The 16,414-nt window shown below is 70.9% G+C and carries 16 protein-coding genes; 3 read left to right on the forward strand and 13 right to left on the reverse strand.

Translation table 11 applies throughout. The features are described 5' to 3' along the window. Positions 1-4: 4 nt before the first annotated feature. Positions 5-1,420: an MFS transporter gene (locus tag QC180_RS28075; protein ID WP_278265860.1), complete on the reverse strand. Its 1,416-nt coding sequence runs from the start codon at positions 1,418-1,420 to the stop codon at positions 5-7. A gap of 127 nt (positions 1,421-1,547) precedes the next feature. Between QC180_RS28075 and QC180_RS28080 the strand changes: the two genes are divergently transcribed. Next, positions 1,548-2,120: a TetR/AcrR family transcriptional regulator gene (locus tag QC180_RS28080; protein WP_278265861.1), complete on the forward strand. Its 573-nt coding sequence runs from the start codon at positions 1,548-1,550 to the stop codon at positions 2,118-2,120. A 6-nt stretch (positions 2,121-2,126) separates the two neighbouring features. On the opposite strand, the gene QC180_RS28085 is transcribed toward QC180_RS28080, so the two are convergent. The 8 genes from QC180_RS28085 to QC180_RS28120 form a co-directional block, all read right to left on the reverse strand. Continuing rightward, positions 2,127-2,630: an arginine repressor gene (locus QC180_RS28085; RefSeq protein WP_278265862.1), complete on the reverse strand. Its 504-nt coding sequence runs from the start codon at positions 2,628-2,630 to the stop codon at positions 2,127-2,129. A gap of 37 nt (positions 2,631-2,667) precedes the next feature. Then, entirely contained in the window at positions 2,668-3,600 is a 933-nt protein-coding gene (gene argF / locus QC180_RS28090) for an ornithine carbamoyltransferase (protein WP_278265863.1), read from the reverse strand. Then, complete coding sequence (locus tag QC180_RS28095) at positions 3,597-4,799, reverse strand: acetylornithine transaminase (protein ID WP_278265864.1); 1,203 nt, start codon at positions 4,797-4,799, stop codon at positions 3,597-3,599. Before QC180_RS28095 ends, argF begins: the two co-directional genes overlap by 4 nt. Further along, on the reverse strand, positions 4,796-5,680 hold the full coding sequence (argB, locus tag QC180_RS28100; RefSeq protein ID WP_278265865.1) for an acetylglutamate kinase: 885 nt from the start codon (positions 5,678-5,680) through the stop codon (positions 4,796-4,798). Before argB ends, QC180_RS28095 begins: the two co-directional genes overlap by 4 nt. Next, on the reverse strand, positions 5,677-6,876 hold the full coding sequence (gene argJ / locus QC180_RS28105; RefSeq protein ID WP_278265866.1) for a bifunctional glutamate N-acetyltransferase/amino-acid acetyltransferase ArgJ: 1,200 nt from the start codon (positions 6,874-6,876) through the stop codon (positions 5,677-5,679). The genes argB and argJ overlap by 4 nt, the downstream gene beginning before the upstream one ends. Further along, positions 6,873-7,931, reverse strand: coding sequence for an N-acetyl-gamma-glutamyl-phosphate reductase (gene argC, locus QC180_RS28110; RefSeq protein WP_278265867.1), 1,059 nt, complete (start codon positions 7,929-7,931; stop codon positions 6,873-6,875). Before argC ends, argJ begins: the two co-directional genes overlap by 4 nt. Before the next feature lie 27 nt (positions 7,932-7,958). Continuing rightward, positions 7,959-9,185: a cation:proton antiporter gene (locus QC180_RS28115; protein WP_278265868.1), complete on the reverse strand. Its 1,227-nt coding sequence runs from the start codon at positions 9,183-9,185 to the stop codon at positions 7,959-7,961. Positions 9,186-9,251: 66 nt separating this feature from the next. Next, positions 9,252-9,743 (reverse strand): pyridoxamine 5'-phosphate oxidase family protein, encoded by a 492-nt coding sequence (locus QC180_RS28120; protein WP_278265869.1) that lies wholly within the window; start codon positions 9,741-9,743, stop codon positions 9,252-9,254. A gap of 63 nt (positions 9,744-9,806) precedes the next feature. Here QC180_RS28120 and QC180_RS28125 point away from each other — a divergent pair, with 63 nt between their 5' ends. Then, complete coding sequence (locus QC180_RS28125) at positions 9,807-10,781, forward strand: helix-turn-helix transcriptional regulator (protein ID WP_278265870.1); 975 nt, start codon at positions 9,807-9,809, stop codon at positions 10,779-10,781. Positions 10,782-10,973: 192 nt separating this feature from the next. Here QC180_RS28125 and QC180_RS28130 read toward each other — a convergent pair whose 3' ends face one another. Further along, on the reverse strand, positions 10,974-12,071 hold the full coding sequence (locus tag QC180_RS28130; protein WP_278265871.1) for an FAD-dependent monooxygenase: 1,098 nt from the start codon (positions 12,069-12,071) through the stop codon (positions 10,974-10,976). Positions 12,072-12,170: 99 nt separating this feature from the next. Here QC180_RS28130 and QC180_RS28135 point away from each other — a divergent pair, with 99 nt between their 5' ends. Then, positions 12,171-12,713, forward strand: coding sequence for a TetR/AcrR family transcriptional regulator (locus tag QC180_RS28135; RefSeq protein WP_278265872.1), 543 nt, complete (start codon positions 12,171-12,173; stop codon positions 12,711-12,713). Between the two features lie 2 nt (positions 12,714-12,715). Here QC180_RS28135 and QC180_RS28140 read toward each other — a convergent pair whose 3' ends face one another. The 3 genes from QC180_RS28140 to QC180_RS28150 are packed head-to-tail and all read right to left on the reverse strand — an operon-like array spanning position 12,716 to position 16,411. Then, positions 12,716-14,149 (reverse strand): GntP family permease, encoded by a 1,434-nt coding sequence (locus QC180_RS28140; RefSeq protein ID WP_278265873.1) that lies wholly within the window; start codon positions 14,147-14,149, stop codon positions 12,716-12,718. Positions 14,150-14,159: 10 nt separating this feature from the next. After that, on the reverse strand, positions 14,160-14,801 hold the full coding sequence (locus QC180_RS28145) for a bifunctional 4-hydroxy-2-oxoglutarate aldolase/2-dehydro-3-deoxy-phosphogluconate aldolase (RefSeq protein WP_278265874.1): 642 nt from the start codon (positions 14,799-14,801) through the stop codon (positions 14,160-14,162). After that, positions 14,798-16,411: an N-acyl-D-amino-acid deacylase family protein gene (locus tag QC180_RS28150; protein WP_278265875.1), complete on the reverse strand. Its 1,614-nt coding sequence runs from the start codon at positions 16,409-16,411 to the stop codon at positions 14,798-14,800. Before QC180_RS28150 ends, QC180_RS28145 begins: the two co-directional genes overlap by 4 nt. Positions 16,412-16,414 lie beyond the last annotated feature (3 nt).

The following is a 16,414-nucleotide window of genomic DNA, read 5'->3' on the forward strand; positions in this document are numbered from 1 at the left end:
TGGCTCACGCCGCGCCGGTGCCGCCGCGCCGGAAGGTGAGGGCCACCACCACGGTCAGCGCCGCGATGACGGCGGCCGCCGCGAAGGCGGCCGTCATGCCGCCGACCAGGGCGTGGGTGGGTGACCCGCCCGCCTCGCGCGCGGCGGTACCGAAGACCGTCACCAGGATGGCCAGGCCGAGCGCGCCACCGGTCTGCTGCATGGTCTGCAGCGCGCCGCCCGCCGCGCCCGCCTCCTGCGGCGACACCGTGGACATGATGACCACGTTCAACGGCGAGAACGCCAGGCCGATACCGCAACCCATCGCGACCATGGCCAGGAACAGCAGCGGGAAATAGCCGGTGTCGGCGGTGAGGCGGGTCAGCAGGACCAGGCCGACGACCATCGAGACGGTGCCGGTCAGGGTCACCGGTTTCGGGCCGAAGCGGGCCAGCAGCCGCGGCACGAAGCGGATCATCGTGAACATCAGCGCGGCCGTCGGCAGGAACGCGAATCCCGTGGCCAGCGAACTCATTCCGCGCACGTCCTGCAGATACTGGGTCAGGAAGAAGAACATCGACATGCCCGCCATCGGCCCGAGGAACATATTGAGGTACCCGGCGGCGCGATTGCGATCGGCGAACAGACCCAGCGGCAACAAGGGTTGCGGCGCACGCAGTTCCACGGCGATGAACGCCGCGAGCAGGGCCAGGCCCACCGCGAGCGAGAGGTCGGTGCCCGGCGCGCCCCAGCCGTCCGACGCGGCGCTGATGAAGCCGTAGACCAGGGCCGCCACCGCCGCCGTCGCGGTCACCGCGCCCGGCAGATCCAGGCGCGCGGGCCGCCGCGGCGCCTCGGGCAGGTAGCGCAGCGCGAGCGCCGCGATGACCAGCCCGAACGGCACGTTGATGAACAGCACCGAGCGCCAGCCGAACCACTCGGTGAGCAGCCCGCCGACGATCAGGCCGATGGCGAACCCGGCACTGGACATGCCGGAGAACAGCGCGAGCACGCGGATGCGCGCCTTCGGCTCGTCGAACGTGGTCGTGAGCAGCGCCAGGGTATTGGGCGCGGCCATGGCACCGCCGATGCCCTGTAGTACCCGCGCCGCGAGCAGCCAGCCCGCCGAGGGCGCCAGCCCGCCCGCCAGTGAGGCGAGGGTGAACAACGTAGTGCCCCAGAGGAACAGCCTGCGGCGGCCGAACAGGTCACCGGCACGGCCGCCGAGCAGCAGCAGGCCGCCGAAGACCAGGGTGTAGGAGTTCATCACCCAGGACAGTCCGGTGGGACTGAAGTCCAGGTCGGTCCGGATGTGCGGCAGCGCCACATTCATCACGGTGACATCGAGAATGATCATGAGCTGACAGGTCAGCAGGGTGAACAGGACGAGGGCCGGGCGGGATCGATCGACCCGGTTGTGTTGTACGAGTGTGGTGGTCACCAACGCTCCATCGACAGTGGAAGCAAACGGAGAGACTCTCCGTTTAAGACAGAGCTAGCATAGGGAGAAAGTCTCCGGTTCCGCAAGACTAAACGGAGACTTCATCCGTTTCCAGTGGAGGATTCTCGTGGACGCACCGTCGCGGCCGATGCGCGCCGACGCGCGCCGCAACTACGAGCGCATCATCGCCTGCGCGCGTGACGCTTTCGCCGAACACGGCACCGACGCACCGCTCGACGACATCGCCCGGCGCGCCGGAGTCGGCGCGGGCACGCTGTACCGCCACTTCCCGCATCGCACCGCGCTCATGGAGGCGGTCTACCGCGCCAATATCGAAGCGCTGGCCGCGCGCGCGGAGCAACTGCGCCGGTCCGAGCCGCCGCTGGTGGCGTTCGAGGCGTGGTTCGGCGAACTCGTCACCTATATCCTCGAGCGGCACGGCCTGGCGACCACCCTCAAGGCCGCGATCGACCGCACCTCGGAGACCTTCTCGGCCTGCTCGACCCTGCTGGGCGAGGCCGCGAGCAGCGTGCTGGTGCCGGTGCAGGAGGCGGGCATCGTCCGTCCCGAGGTCGGCCCGCGCGACATCCTGCGGCTGGGCCACGGCATCGGCGCGGGCTGCGCCGCCGCGGCCGAGTCGGCCCCGCTGCTCACCGAGATCACGCTCGCGGGCCTGCGCGTTCCGCCGCCCGCGTCCTGATCGTGGTCAGGCCAGGCGTTCGATCTCGGCGGCCAGTTCGGCGCCGGTGAGGGGCTCGCGGGCGATGACGGCGATGGTGTCGTCACCGGCGATGGTGCCGACGATGAAGGGCAGCGCGGCCCGGTCCAGCGCGCTGGCCAGGAAGTGGGCCGCGCCGGGCGGGGTGCGCAGCACGGCGAGATTGCCGCTGGCGTCGGTGGAGACCAGCAGGTCACCGAGCAGTTTCGACAGTCGGCCGGTGCCGCCGGTGACCCCGCGCACCGGGCTGCCGTCCTCGGGCACCACGTAGACACCGGCGCCGCCGTCGGCCGCGCGCAGCTTCACCGCGCCGAGTTCGTCGAGATCGCGCGACAGGGTGGCCTGGGTGGTCTCGATGCCCTCGGCGGCCAGTAGCGCCGCGAGCTCGGTCTGGCTGCGGACCGAATGCGCGGACAGCAGTTCCACGATCCGGGACTGACGGCCTGCGCGGGTGCGGGCGATCGCGGGCGAACCCTTCTCGGGAGCGCTCATCGCCGCACCTGCGCGCAGGCCCACCTTCGCCGCGGTCTCACGCGGCGGCCTTCGCCAGCAGCCAGACCAGCAGCGCCTTCTGCGCGTGCAGCCGGTTCTCTGCCTCGTCCCAGACCACGCTGTGCGCGCCGTCGAGCACCTCGTCGGTGATCTCCTCGCCGCGATGGGCCGGAAGACAGTGCAGGACGATCACTTCCGGGGCGGCGTGGCCGAGCAGTTCGGCGTTGAGCTGGAACGGCCGGAACGGGCCGACGCGGTCGAGACCGTCGTTCTCCTGCCCCATCGAGGTCCAGGTGTCGGTGACGAGCACATCCGCGCCGCGCGCCCCCGCCACCGGATCACCGGTCACCGACACCGTCGCGCCGGTCTCGGCGGCGCGCTTGGCGGCGGCCTCCAGGATCCAGGGCAGCGGCTCGAATCCGGCCGGGGCCGCCACGGTGACGTTCATGCCCGCGGTGACCCCACCCAGCAGCAGCGAGTGCGCCATATTGTTGGCGCCGTCGCCGAAATAGGTGAGGTTCAGGCCCGCCAGGGTGCCCTTGCGCTCGGCGATGGTCTGCAGATCGGCCAGCACCTGACACGGGTGGAACTCGTTGGACAGCGCGTTCACCACGGGAACGGTCGCGGTGACGGCCATCTCGTCCAGACGCGACTGCTCGAAGGTGCGCCAGACGATGGCGTCGACGTAGCGCGAGAGCACGCTGCCGGTGTCGCCGAGGGTTTCCTCACGGCCCAGCTGGGTGTCGCGGCCGTCGACCACCACCGCGTGCCCGCCGAGCTGGGCGATGCCCAGTTCGAAGGAGAAGCGGGTGCGGGTGGAGTTCTTCTCGAAGATCACCCCGACGCCGCGCGGGCCGTCCAGCGGCCGGTGCGCGAACGGGTTCTGCTTCAATTCCGCGGCGATGGCGAGGATTTCGGCCTGTTCGGCCTGGGTCACGTCGTCGTCGCGCAGAAAGTGGCGCAGGGTCACTGGGGCGCTCCCTTCGCATCGGCGGCGGCCTGGTCGAGAATTCCCGGCAGGTCGGCGATGAAGTTGTCGGCCTGGGTTTCGGTGAGCACCAGTGGCGGTGCCAGCCGGATCACGTTCGGCTTGGCGGGGTTGATCAGGTAGCCCGCCTCCCGCGCCCGCTCGTCGACGTGCGCGGAGATGTTGTCCCGCAACACGATACCGATGAGCAGGCCCGCGCCACGCACGTGATCGATCTCGGGATGCTCGAGCAGGGCGATGCCGTCACTGAGCTTCTTGCCCACCCATTCCACGTGCGAGAGCAGATCCTCGGCGTCGATGGTGCGCAGCACGGCCAGCGCGGCGGCGGCGCAGACGGGGTTGCCGCCGAAGGTGGTGCCGTGCAGACCGGGGGTGAGCAGCTCGGCGGCGCGGCCCTGGGCCAGCACCGCGCCGATCGGCAGCCCGCCGCCCAGGCCCTTGGCCAGGGTGATCGCGTCGGGCACGATCCCGGCGGCCTGGTGCGCGAAGAACGTTCCGGTGCGGCCGATTCCGGTCTGCACCTCGTCGAGGATGAGCAGCGCGCCCGCCCGCGAGGTGATCTCGCGGGCCTTGGCCAGATAGTCGAACGGCGGGACGACCACGCCGCTCTCGCCCATCATCGGCTCCAGGAACACCGCGGCGGTGTCGGTGTCGACCGCGGCTTCCAGCGCGGCGGCGTCACCGTAGGGCACGTGCACGACACCGGGCGGCATCGGCTCGAACGGCTCGCGCTTGGACGGCTGACCGGTGAGCGCGAGGGCGCCCATGGTGCGGCCGTGGAAGGCCTCCTCGGCGGCGACGATCTTGGTCCGGCCGGTGAGCCGGGCGATCTTGAACGCGGCCTCGTTGGCCTCGGTGCCGGAGTTGCAGAAGAACGCCCGGCCCTCGCCGTCACCGAAGTGCGCCAGCAGCTTCTCGGCCAGTTCGATCACCGGCTCGTTGGCGTAGATGTTCGACACGTGGCCGAGGGTGCCCAGCTGCTGGGTGACCGCCTCGAGGATGGCCGGGTGGGCGTGGCCGAGGCTGTTGACCGCGATGCCGCCGAGGAAGTCGACATAGCGCTTGCCGTCGGCGTCGTAGACCACCGCGCCCGCGCCGCGCACCAGCGCGACCTTCGGGGTGCCGTAGTTGTTCATCATCGCGGCCGACCACCGCTGCTGGATCTTCTCTACTTCACTCATGCGGTCACCATCGTTCCGATTCCCTCTCCGGTGAACAGTTCCAGCAGGACCGAGTGGGGCACGCGCCCGTCGATCACGTGGGCACTGGGCACCCCACCCTGTACCGCCCGCAGGCAGGCTTCCATCTTGGGCACCATGCCCGCGTCCAGGCGTGGCAGCAACTCCGCCAGGGCCGCCGCGTCGATCTCGCTGGTCAGCGAGGAGCGGTCGGGCCAGTCGGTGTAGAGACCCTCGACATCGGTGAGGACGACGAGTTTCTCGGCGCCGATGCCCTCGGCCAGGGCCGCCGCGGCGGTGTCGGCGTTGATGTTGTGCACCACGCCGTCGGCGTCGGGGGCGATGGTGGAGACCACCGGGATCCGCCCCGCGTCGATGAGGTCGAGCACCGCGCCGGGATTGACCTCGGTGACGTCGCCGACCAGGCCGATATCGGTGGCCGCGCCGTCCACGGTCACCGTGCGCCGGGTCGCGGTGAACAGGTGCGCGTCCTCACCGGAGATGCCGACCGCGTACGGGCCGTGCGCGTTGATCAGGCCGACGAGCTCGCGCCCGACCTGCCCGAACAGCACCATCCGCACCACGTCCATCACCTCGGGCGTGGTGACCCGGAAGCCGCCGCGGAACTCGCCTTCCATACCGAGGCGTTTCAGCATGGCGTTGATCTGCGGGCCACCGCCGTGCACCACCACCGGGTGCACGCCGACGGTGCGCAGGAACGCCATGTCGGCGGCGAAGGCGGCCTTGAGCTCGGCGTCGATCATGGCGTTGCCGCCGTACTTCACCACGACGATCTTGTCGCGGAACTTCTGCAGCCACGGCAGCGCGTCGGCGAGCACATGCGCCTTGTCCAGCGCCGAAAGGCTGTGCACCACACTGCTCATGAGCTGTACGCCGAGTTCTCTTCGACGTAGGCGTGCGACAGATCGGTGGTACGCACCATGGCCGTGCCCTCACCGACATGGAGCTCGATGAGCACGTCGATGTCCTCGCCGGACAGGTCGACCTCGCGCGCGCCCGGCGCGCCGACGCTGTCGACGCACACCGGATTGCCGTTGAACGACACCGCGATCCGGTTCGGGTCCAGGGTCACCGGGGCGATGCCGACCGCGGCCAGCACCCGGCCCCAGTTGGGGTCGGAGCCGAACAGCGCGGTCTTGACCAGGCTGTCGCGGGCCACCGCCCGGGCCACGGTGAGCGCCTCGTCCTCGCTGGCGGCACCGGTGACGGTGACGCGCACCCGCTTGGTGACGCCCTCGGCGTCGGCCATGAGCTGGGCGGCGAGGTCGTCGCAGACGGTGAACACCGCGGCGTCGAGGTCCTCCTGCGACGGGGTGACACCGCTCGCGCCGTTGGCCAGCAGCAGCACGGTGTCGTTGGTGGAGCAGGAGCCGTCGACGTCGAGCCGGTCGAAGGTGTACTTCGTGGCCTTGCGCAGCGCCTGGTCGAGCTGGTCGGGGGTGGCCACGGCGTCGGTGGTGAGCACCACGAGCATGGTGGCCAGTGACGGGGCGAGCATGCCCGCGCCCTTGGCCATGCCGCCGACGTTCCACTTGTCCTCGTGGTGGAAGGCCGATTCCTTGGGCACGGTGTCGGTGGTCATGATGGCCTGGGCGGCGTCGGAACCGCCCGACATGCCCCCGCCCATCTCGTGCACGATCTCGGTGATCGCCGGGACGAGCTTGTCCATGGGCAGCCGGTCACCGATGAGTCCGGTGGAGCAGACCGCGATCTCGCCCGCGCCGGTCTCGGTGCCCCAATTGCTCAGTGCCGCGGCCAGTTCCTCGGCCGTCGTGTGCGTGTCCTGGAAACCGCCGGGGCCGGTGCAGGCGTTGGCGCCGCCGGAGTTCAGGATGACCGCGCGCAGCCGTCCGGTCTCGAGCACCTGCTGCGACCACAGCACCGGCGCGGCCTTGACCTGGTTGCTGGTGAACACCCCGGCCGCCGCGTATTCGGGGCCCTCGTTGAGCACCAGCGCGAGGTCGGGTTTGCCGCTGGCCTTGATCCCGGCCGCGATCCCCGCCGCCCGGAACCCGAGCGGCGCGGTGACGCCCTGCGTGTGGATCAGTTTGCTGGTCACGGTGCCACTCCTACGGTGGAAAGTCCTGCGGTCTCGTCGAAGCCGACGGCCAGATTCATCGATTGCACGGCGGCGCCCGCGGTGCCCTTGGCCAGATTGTCGATCGCGCCGATCACCACGAGCAGGCCCGCGTCGGCGTCGACGGCGACCTGCAGGGTGATGGCGTTGGAGCCGAGCACCGAACCGGTCTGCGGGAGCTGACCTTCGGGCAGCAGGTGCACGAACGGCTCGTCGGCGTAGGCCTTCTCGTAGACCGCGCGCGTCTGGGCCGCGTCGACCTTCACCGGGGCGGTGCAGGTGGCCAGGATGCCGCGCGGCATGGGCGCGAGGATGGGGGTGAACGACACCGAGACGTCCACGCCGCCAGCGGCTTTGAGGTTCTGCGCGATCTCGGGGGTGTGCCGGTGCGCCCCGGCGATGTTGTAGGCGCGCACGCTGCCCATGACCTCGGAGCCGAGCAGCCCGACGTCGAGTTTGCGGCCCGCGCCCGAGGTGCCGGTCACCGCGACGACGTTCACGTTCGGCTCGATGATGCCCGCGGCGATCGCCGGGGCCAGCGCGACGCTGGCCACGGTCGGGTAGCAGCCGGGCACCGCGATCCGCCGCGCGCCGGTCAGCCGCTCGCGCCCGCCGGGCAGTTCGGGCAGGCCGTAGGGCCAGCTGCCCGCGTGGGGGCCGCCGTAGTACTTCTCCCAGGCGGCCGCGTCGGTGAGCCGGAAGTCGGCACCGCAGTCGATGACGACGGTGGACTCGGGCAGGGCCGCGGCGATGGCGGCGGACTGGCCGTGCGGCAGTCCGAGGAAGACCACGTCGTGGCCCGCCAGGGTCTCGGGGGTGGTCGCTTCCAGGGTCCGGCCCGCCAGCGGCAACAGGTGCGGCTGCAGCTCACCCAGCGGGGTGCCCGCGTTGGATCCGGCGGTCAGCGCCCCGATCTCGAGGCGCCCGGCTCGGTACTCCGGGTGGTTCAGCAGCAGACGCAACACTTCGCCACCGGCGTATCCACTCGCACCGGCAACCGCCACCCGCAACACGGGTCCTCCCGACGAATCAACCATGTGATGATTATGCACGACTGTGCAAGCTCATTCATGGGCAGGTGCGACCGAGACCGGTGCGCCACGGCCGATCAGGCGCGCCACCAGCGGAAACAACAATACCGTCGTCGCGCCCGCGGCGATCAGGACGGAGGCGGTCTCGGCGGTCATCATGTCGGTCGAGACCGCCACCTGGGTGACGGCGACGATGATCGGCAGCCCGGTCGCGGCGAACAGCGCGAGTTGGACGCGTTCGCGCGGGGACTCGAGATTGCGGCCGTGGGGGACGAACCGCTCGCTCAGCCACACCGGCACCCCGCGCGCCACCGCGATCGCGGCCACGAATCCGGCCCACATCAGCGGTTCGTCGGCCACCGCGGCCAGATCGATGCCCATGCCCGAGACCACGAAGAACACCGGGATGAGCAGGCCGTAGCCGATGGTCTCGAGCTGTTCGTCGACCCGGGGGTGTCCGGCCGCGATGAGGCGACGCAGCACCATTCCGGCGGCGAAGGCACCGAGCACCACGTCCAGGTCGAAGCGCTCGGCCACCACCATGAGCACGAGCAGCAGCAGGATCGCGCCGCGGACCGGGAGCTGGGAGGTGCCGCCGTCCATCCGGGCCAGGGCCGCGCCGAGATCGGGGACGCGGGCGAACAGGCGCAGCGGGATCACCCCCGCCAGCAGGGTGGCCACCACGAACAGGGCGAGCACCACCAGCGCCGCGCCCACGCTGTGGCTGCTCAGCAGCACCGACATGGCCACGATGGGGCCGAGTTCGCCCACCGCGCCGTGCGCGAGCACCGCCCGCCCGAGCGGGGTGTCGAGCAGACCGGCCTGCTTGACGATCGGTAGCAGCGTGCCCAACGCGGTGGAGGTCATGGCGATGGCCACGGCGATGTGGTTCGTCGTGGGTTCCCCGCTGGCCAGCACGGTGACCAGCCCGAACCCGAACACCAGCCCCGCCAGCCACACCAGCCAGGCCACCCGCCCCGAGTGCCCCCGCAGCAGCTTCGGATCCAGCTCGTACCCGGCCAGCAGGAACAGCATCCCCAGGCCGAGTTCCTCGATCAGATCCACACCACCGTCCGCGGACGCCCACCCCAGCGCGAACGGCCCGAGCACCGTCCCCGCCACCAGCAGGATCACCACATCCGGCACATACCCGCGCAGCGCCCGCGACAGCAACGGCGCCACCACCGCGACCAGCGCCACCCAGAACAGCGACCCGATCGGCGACGGACCGTCCACACCCCCGGCAGCCAGCAGCTCCATGCCGTCATCGTGGCACGGCCCGCGCGCTCGTCTCCGGTGCCGCGCGGCACCGGTGTCGGGGGCGACTCAGTGCTTCTGGATCACGGTTTCGCCCTGGCCCGGTTTCCAGACGGTGATGTCGAGGTGGTCGTCGTCGACCTCGACGGTGGAGGCGCCGGTGAGGTCGGCGACGAAGAAGTGGTCGAAGGTCTCCTCGCGGATGTCGAAGCCGCTGTCGTCGAAGAGTTTCTGGGCGAAGCGCTGGTGGACGGTCACGTCGGTGATGTCGGTGACGCTGCCGAAGAGTTTGGCGTCGCCGTCGGTGACCTTGGTGTCGACGGTGGCGGTGTGCAGGCAGAAGCGGGGGTCGCGGGCGAGGTCGTCGAATTTGCGAGTGTTCGGCATGCCCGCCAGCACGAGCATGCCGTCGAAGATCATCGGTTCGATCGGGCTGATGCGCGGTGATCCGTCGGCGCGGACAGTGCCGAGCAGGCACAGGTTGCCGGTGGCCTGATGCCTGCGCAGGAACAGCGCGGCGATGCTCGGTGCTTCCTGGGTGAACTGGCTCCACGTGGTCATATCTCGTACGGTACGACGCAAACCGGACATCTCCTGTCAGGTTTCCCGGCTAGTCTCGGCGGTATGCGCGCGAGCAGATTGGTGCGGCTACTGCTGTCGCTCCAGGCGTCCGGCGGGTCGACGGCGGGCGAGTTGGCCCGCGAGTTGGAGGTCTCGACGCGCACGGTCTATCGCGATGTGGAGGCGCTGTCGGAGGCCGGGGTGCCGGTGTACTGCGAGCCGGGCCGTGGCGGCGGGGTGCGCCTGATCGACGGCTACCGCACCCGGCTGACCGGCCTCACCTCCGACGAGGCCGACGCCGTGCTGCTGGCCGGGCTCCCGGGCGCGGCCGCCGACCTCGGACTCGGCACGGTGCTGGCCACCGCCCAGTTGAAGATGCTCGCCGCGCTGCCCCCGGAACTACGTGGCCGGGCGACCCGCATCGCCGACCGCGTCCACATCGACATGCCCGGCTGGTTCCACCGCCCCGACGACACCCCCACCCTCGCCACGGTCGCCGACGCGCTGTGGCACGACCGCCGACTGGCCCTGGGTTACCGGCGTCCCGACCGCGTCGTGCACCGGATCGTCGACCCGCTCGGCCTGGTGATGAAGGCCGGGACCTGGTATCTGGTGGCGCGCGAGTCGACCGATATCCGGTCGTACCGGGCGAGCCGGATCGTCACCGCCGAGACCACCGGCGAAACCTTCACCCGCCCCGCCGATTTCGACCTGTCCGCGCACTGGCGCACGGCGGCCGACGAGTTCGCCCGCTCGATCCTGCGCGTCCGCGCGCACTGCCGCGTCGACACCGCCCACCTCGGCCTGCTGCGCCTGATGAACGACCCGGCCGCCGTCACCGAGGCCCTCGCCTCGCTGGGTCCCCCGGATGCCGACGGGTGGGCCGAGATCACGATCCCCGGCGAGTCCGTCGAGGTCCTCACCCACGCCCTGCTCCCCCTCGGCCATCACCTCGAGGTCCTCGCCCCCGAAGAGCTGCGCACGCGCCTGGCCACGATCGCCACCGCCATGACCGCCCGGTACCACCCGCGCGGCTGACCAGCGACCGCCTCAGACTTGGCACGTCGCATCCGAGCCCGTCGCCCGGCAGACCGGCCACCGACCACTGGTCGGCCCGCTCTTCCGGCGACTCGATTGCCGGGTGTCGCAGCGCGTTGGGCCCTGCGACCCACTGACGACCTCGGCACCCGGCCACCATGCGGGAACCCTCTGCACCCGCCCGGTGTCGGCTCAGCAGGTCCAGTCGAGGATCGGGGCCATCGAGCGCAGTTGGGCCGAGGCGGGGGTCAGGCGCAAGGCGGTGTCGCGCAAGGCGACGAGGGGGGCAGCCGAGAGTTGGCCGAGGACGCCGAGTTGGGCCGAGCGGCGGGCGATCATCTGGGTGCGGGGGCGGCGTTCCTGATCGTAGCGGGTCAGGCCGTCGGGGGCCGCGGCGTGGCGGGCCAGGACGACGGCGTCCTCGAGGGCCTGGCAGCCGCCCTGGCCGAGGTTGGGGGTCATGGCGTGGGCGGCGTCGCCGAGCAGGGCGATGCGGCCCGCGACGAAGGTGGGCAGGGCGGGCAGGTCGTAGATGTCGTTGTGCAGCACCGTGTCCGGGTCAGCGGCGGCGAGCAGGGCCGGGATCGGGTCGAGCCAGTCGCCGAAGCGGGCGCGGACCCGGTCCAGACCGGCGGGCGTGTGTTCGGCGGCGTTGTCGACGGCGAACCAGTACAGACGCCCGTCCTTCAGCGGCGCGATACCGAAACGCGCGCCGCGGCCCCAGGTTTCGCCGAAATCGGTCGGCGGGTCGGCGAGGTCGACGACGGCGCGCCACGCGGTGTATCCGGCGTAGCGGGGTACGACCTCGCCGCAGACCGCGCGGCGTACGACACTGCGCAGTCCGTCCGCGCCGACGATCAGGTCGGCGGTCGAGGTGCCCGCCGAGTGCACGACGGTGCCGTCGGTGCGTGCCTCGCGCACCGAGATACCCGTGCGCAGGACACCCTCGGGCAGTGCGGTCCGCAGGATGTCCAGGAGGTCGGCGCGGTGCAGGATCACCGGCGTGCCGAAGCGGTCGCGCAGGGCCGCGATATCAGTGCGCGACAGCCACCGACCCCGGGCATCACGGATGCCCGCCGAGGTCCCGTCGATCGATTGCCCGCGCACCGCCGCCCCCACACCGAGGGCATCGAGAGCACGTAAGGCATTGCTCCACAGCGAGATTCCCGCACCCACCGCCGTGATCTCCCGCGCCTGTTCGAGCACCTCCACCGACCAGCCCCGGCCGTGCAGGGCCAGCGCCGCGGCCAGTCCCCCGATACCGCCACCGACCACGATCGCTGTAGCCATCCGACTCTCCTCGCTTCCGGTCCTGCGGTCACGGTACTACTCCTGTAGTGCCAGACACTACGACTGTAGTGATCGTCACTACGGGCGTAGTATCGCGGCGTGGTGTCGAAACGGGAGCAGGTCCTCGACGCGGCCATCGAGGTGCTGGGCACCCGGGGTTCGCGCGGGCTGACCCATCGCGCGGTGGACGAGGTGGCGGGATTGCCGACCGGCTCGGCGTCCAACTACTTCCGCACCAGGGCGGCGCTGCTGTCCGGGGTGGCCGAACGGCTCGAAGAGCGCGATCACGCCAACTGGGCGGCGCTGGATCAGGCGCTGGCCCTGTCCACCCTCGACGATCTCGTGGAGGGACTGGCCCGGTTCGCCGTGCACGCCACCACCGGGGGCCGGGTCCGCACCCAGGCGCGGCTGGCGCTGTTCGGCGAGGCACAGACGATGCCCGCGCTGCGCGAATCCGTGCAGCGCGGGCATCGGCGCCTGCGGGCCATGGCGGTCGAGCTGGCGGCCCTGGCCGGGGTGGGTGCCGCCGAGGCGGGCATTCTGGTCGACTATCTCGACGGGGTCATCGTGCACCGGCTCACCGGCGCCGACACCGACCCGCGCCCGGCGCTGACCCGGCTGGTCCGCGCGCTCACCGCCTGAGCTCAGACGATCGCGAACAGCAGCGCCGCGACCGCGAAACTCACCACCGACAGAACGGTTTCCAGCACCGTCCAGGTCTGCAGGGTCTGTTTGACGGTCATGTTGAAGTACTTCGCGATGATCCAGAAGCCGCCGTCGTTGACGTGGCTGAGGATGATCGACCCCGCCGCGATGGCCATGGCGATCAACGCGATCGACATCTGCGAGTACCCCTGCCCGGTCACCAGCGGCGCGACGATGCCGCCGGTGGTGACGATGGCGACCGTCGCCGAGCCCTGCGCGATCCGCAGACCGCAGCTGATCAGATAGGCCAGCACGATCACCGGTAGCCCGGCCGCCGACATGGTGTCGGCCAGCGCGGTGCCGATCCCGGTGGCCGAGATGACCTTGCCGAAGAACGCGCCCGCGCCGACGACCAGCAGCACCATGCCGACCGGCTTGAGCGATTCGGCGGTGATGGTGCTCAGTTCCTGCACGGTCGACCCACGCCGGATGCCCAGCACGTAGAACGCCACCAGCACGGTGATGAGCAGCGCGACCGCGGGCGTACCGAAGAAGGTGAGCACCTGCAGCAGCGCCGAATCCTCGTCCAGCAGTTGGTATCCGAAGGTGGCGCCGAGGATCAGCACCAGTGGGATCGCGATGATCGCGCCGATCAGGGCGACCGAGGGCGGCGACTTGGTGAGCACGGCGGTGCCGCCGCTGCCCTCGGCGCCGTCGGGGTCGATCTTGGGTTCGAGCGGGACGAACTCGCCGGGCACGGCCACCTGCACGCGCTTGCCGATCCAGGTACCCCAGACGATGCCCGCGGCGACGAAACCCGGGATGCCGCAGACGAATCCCATGATGATCAGCCAGCCCAGGCTCACTCCGAGCAGGCCGCCCAGGGCGACCGGGCCGGGGTGCGGCGGCAGGAAGGCATGCGTCATCGAGAGCCCGGCCAGCATCGGCATGGCGTAGAGGACCAGGGAGCGGCCGCCGCGTTTGGCCGCGACGTAGACCAGCGGCGCGAGCACGAAGATGCCGATGTCGAAGAACACGGGGATGCCGAAGATGAGGCCGAGCAGGCCCATCGCGACCGGCGCGCCCTTCTCGCCGAACACCTTCAGCAGCCGGTCGGTGAGCACGTCGGCACCACCGGAGCGTTCCAGGATGGCACCGAGCACGGTGCCCAGGCCGATGATCACCGCGATGTGCCCGAGGATGGCGCCGAAGCCCGTTTCCAGCAGGGACTCACCGGCTTTGAGCGGGGTGCCGACGATCTGCTCGACCGGGAGCCCGGCCGCGAGTGCCAGCAGCAGACCGGTCAGCAGCAGCGCGACGAACGGCTCGAGTTTGATCTTGATGATGGCGAACAGCAGTACGGCGATGGCCAGACCGCACAGAACCAGCAACCCGGGGGTGGTGGTGCGCAACCAGTCGACAGTGGCGCCCATGGGATACCTCTCAATCAAGCGAATGGACGAAGCGTGCGGCCCTGGAGCCGATCCGGGACCAGTGCGCGTTCGTGACGTCCGCCGGGGCGACCACTTCGGTGCCCGCGGTGACGGCGATCGCGCCCGCCTGGAGGAAATCCCGCGCATTGTGGGAATTGACGCCACCGGACGGGATGAGGAAGACCTCGGGGAAGGGTCCGAGCAGGTCCTTCAGATAGGCCGGGCCGAGCGCGCGGGCCGGGAAGATCTTCACCGCCGCGGCGCCCAGCTCGACCGCCTCGAGCACCTCGGTCGGGGTGAAGGCGCCCATGATCACCGGAATGCCGTGTGCCACCGCCACGTCGGCGACCTTCGGGCGCAGCGCGGGGGTCACCAGGAAGCGCGCGCCCACCTCGATGGCGGCCTCGGCCTGGGCCGGGGTGGTCACGGTGCCCACGCCGATCACCGCGTCGGTGACCGCCGACGCCGTGCTGATCGCGTCGAGCACGCCGAGCGTGGTGAAGGTGAGTTCGACCGCGCGCAACCCGGCTCCGGCCAGGGCGGTGGCCATCGCGGCCGGGTCGGGGATCTCGGGAGCGCGGACCACGGTGAGGGCCCGGTCGGCCCGGATCACCGCCAGGGCGGGCGAGGACGAGCTGAGCAGCGGGTTCATCGGGTCTCCTTGCGCCGGGCGTCCGCGCGCAACGCCCGACCGGCGCGTACGCCGGTCGGGACGCCGTCACGCAGCGCGAATTCACCGTTGACCAGGACGTGCTGGATGCCGCGCGCCTGCTGTCGGGGGTTGTCGAAGGTGGCGGTGTCGTGGATCGTCGCCGGGTCGAAGATCACCAGGTCGGCCGCGTGGCCCGCGCGTACGAGTCCGCGATCGGCCAGCCGCAGACGGGCGGCGGGTCGGCCGGTGAGGTGGTGCACGCACTCCTCGAGGCCGAGCACGCCCAGCTCACGGACGTAGCGGGACAGGTAGCGCGGGAAGGTGCCCCAGGCGCGTGGGTGCGGGCGGGCGCCGACGAGCAGGCCGTCGCTGCCGCCCATGTGCCCGGGATCGGTCATGATCGCGCGCACGTTCTCCTCGTGGCCGACGTGCTGGAGGATGGTGGTGGCCAGCTCGTCGCGGCGCAGCAGCTCGAAGAAGATCTCGACCGGCGCGACCTCGCGGTCGGCGGCGATCTCGGCCACGGTGCGCCCGACGTGTTCCGCCAGCGCCTGGTCGCCGACGCCACTGATCTGGATGGTCTCCCATTCGACGGTGACCCCGTGGCAGCCGTCGGACCCGCTGACATCCACGTCGACGGCGATCCGGGCGCGGGCGTCGGGATCGTCGAGCCGGGCCAGCGCGGCATCCGGGCCACCGGACATCGCCCAGCTCGGCAGCAGCGCCGAGAGCGTGGTCGAGCCGGGCAGATACGGGTAGGTGTCGAGGGTGATATCGCAGCCCTCGGCCCTGGCCCGCGCGAGCATGGTCAGGAATTCCGGTGCGCGACCGCGATTCACGCCGAAGTTGAGGGTGGCGTGGGTGAGGTGCAGGGCGCAGCCGGTGGACTCGGCCAGCCCGATCATCTCGGCATAGGCCGCGAGCGCGCCCGCGCCGTAGGAGCGGGTGTGTGGCGCGTAGAAGCCACCGGCGGCGGCGACCACCGCGCACAGGGCGGCGAGTTCGCCGGTGTCGGCGTACATCCCGGGCGTGTAGGTGAGTCCGCTGGACATGCCGACGGCACCCTCGTCCAGCCCCTGGGCCAGCAGCGCGCACATGCGGTCGATCTCGGCGGTGGTGGCCGGGCGCTGTTCGGCGCCCACGACCAGCAGGCGCAGCGTGCCCTGCGGCACCAGGTAGGCGGCGTTGGGGGTGATGCCCTGATCGAGGCGGTCCAGGTAGTCGCCGACGGTGCGCCAGGCGAAGTCCAGGTCGACGGGATTGCCGTTCCATCCGGCGATCTGCTTGCGCACCACCGCGAGGGCGGCGTCGTCGATCGGGGCGTAGGACAGGCCGTCCTGGCCGATCACCTCGGTGGTGACGCCCTGGGTGATCTTCGGGGTGTGGTCGGGCTCGGTGAGCAGGTGCAGGTCCGAATGCGCGTGCATATCGATGAACCCGGGTGTCAGTACCGCACCGGGCGCGGTGGCGACGACCGTCGCGGTGGTGTCGAGCGAGCGCGGTGTGCCGATCTCGGCGATGCGGCCGTCGCGGATCAGGACGTCACCGGGCGTGCGCGGGGCGCCGGTGCCGTCGATGATGTCGAGGTCGCGAAAGAGCAGTTCTGTCATGGT

Source organism: Nocardia anocheti, from assembly GCF_029675105.1.
In the GTDB taxonomy this organism is placed as follows: domain Bacteria; phylum Actinomycetota; class Actinomycetes; order Mycobacteriales; family Mycobacteriaceae; genus Nocardia.

Coding starts and splice junctions, on each gene's coding strand:
- QC180_RS28085 (WP_278265862.1), bottom strand. CDS start 2,630: ATGAGCGCTCCCGAGAAGGGTTCGCCCGCGATCGCCCGCACCCGCGCA.
- QC180_RS28095 (WP_278265864.1), bottom strand. CDS start 4,799: ATGAGTGAAGTAGAGAAGATCCAGCAGCGGTGGTCGGCCGCGATGATG.
- argB (WP_278265865.1), bottom strand. CDS start 5,680: ATGAGCAGTGTGGTGCACAGCCTTTCGGCGCTGGACAAGGCGCATGTG.
- argC (WP_278265867.1), bottom strand. CDS start 7,931: ATGGTTGATTCGTCGGGAGGACCCGTGTTGCGGGTGGCGGTTGCCGGT.
- QC180_RS28115 (WP_278265868.1), bottom strand. CDS start 9,185: ATGGAGCTGCTGGCTGCCGGGGGTGTGGACGGTCCGTCGCCGATCGGG.
- QC180_RS28120 (WP_278265869.1), bottom strand. CDS start 9,743: ATGACCACGTGGAGCCAGTTCACCCAGGAAGCACCGAGCATCGCCGCG.
- QC180_RS28125 (WP_278265870.1), top strand. CDS start 9,807: ATGCGCGCGAGCAGATTGGTGCGGCTACTGCTGTCGCTCCAGGCGTCC.
- QC180_RS28130 (WP_278265871.1), bottom strand. CDS start 12,071: ATGGCTACAGCGATCGTGGTCGGTGGCGGTATCGGGGGACTGGCCGCG.
- QC180_RS28140 (WP_278265873.1), bottom strand. CDS start 14,149: ATGGGCGCCACTGTCGACTGGTTGCGCACCACCACCCCCGGGTTGCTG.
- QC180_RS28145 (WP_278265874.1), bottom strand. CDS start 14,801: ATGAACCCGCTGCTCAGCTCGTCCTCGCCCGCCCTGGCGGTGATCCGG.
- QC180_RS28150 (WP_278265875.1), bottom strand. CDS start 16,411: ATGACAGAACTGCTCTTTCGCGACCTCGACATCATCGACGGCACCGGC.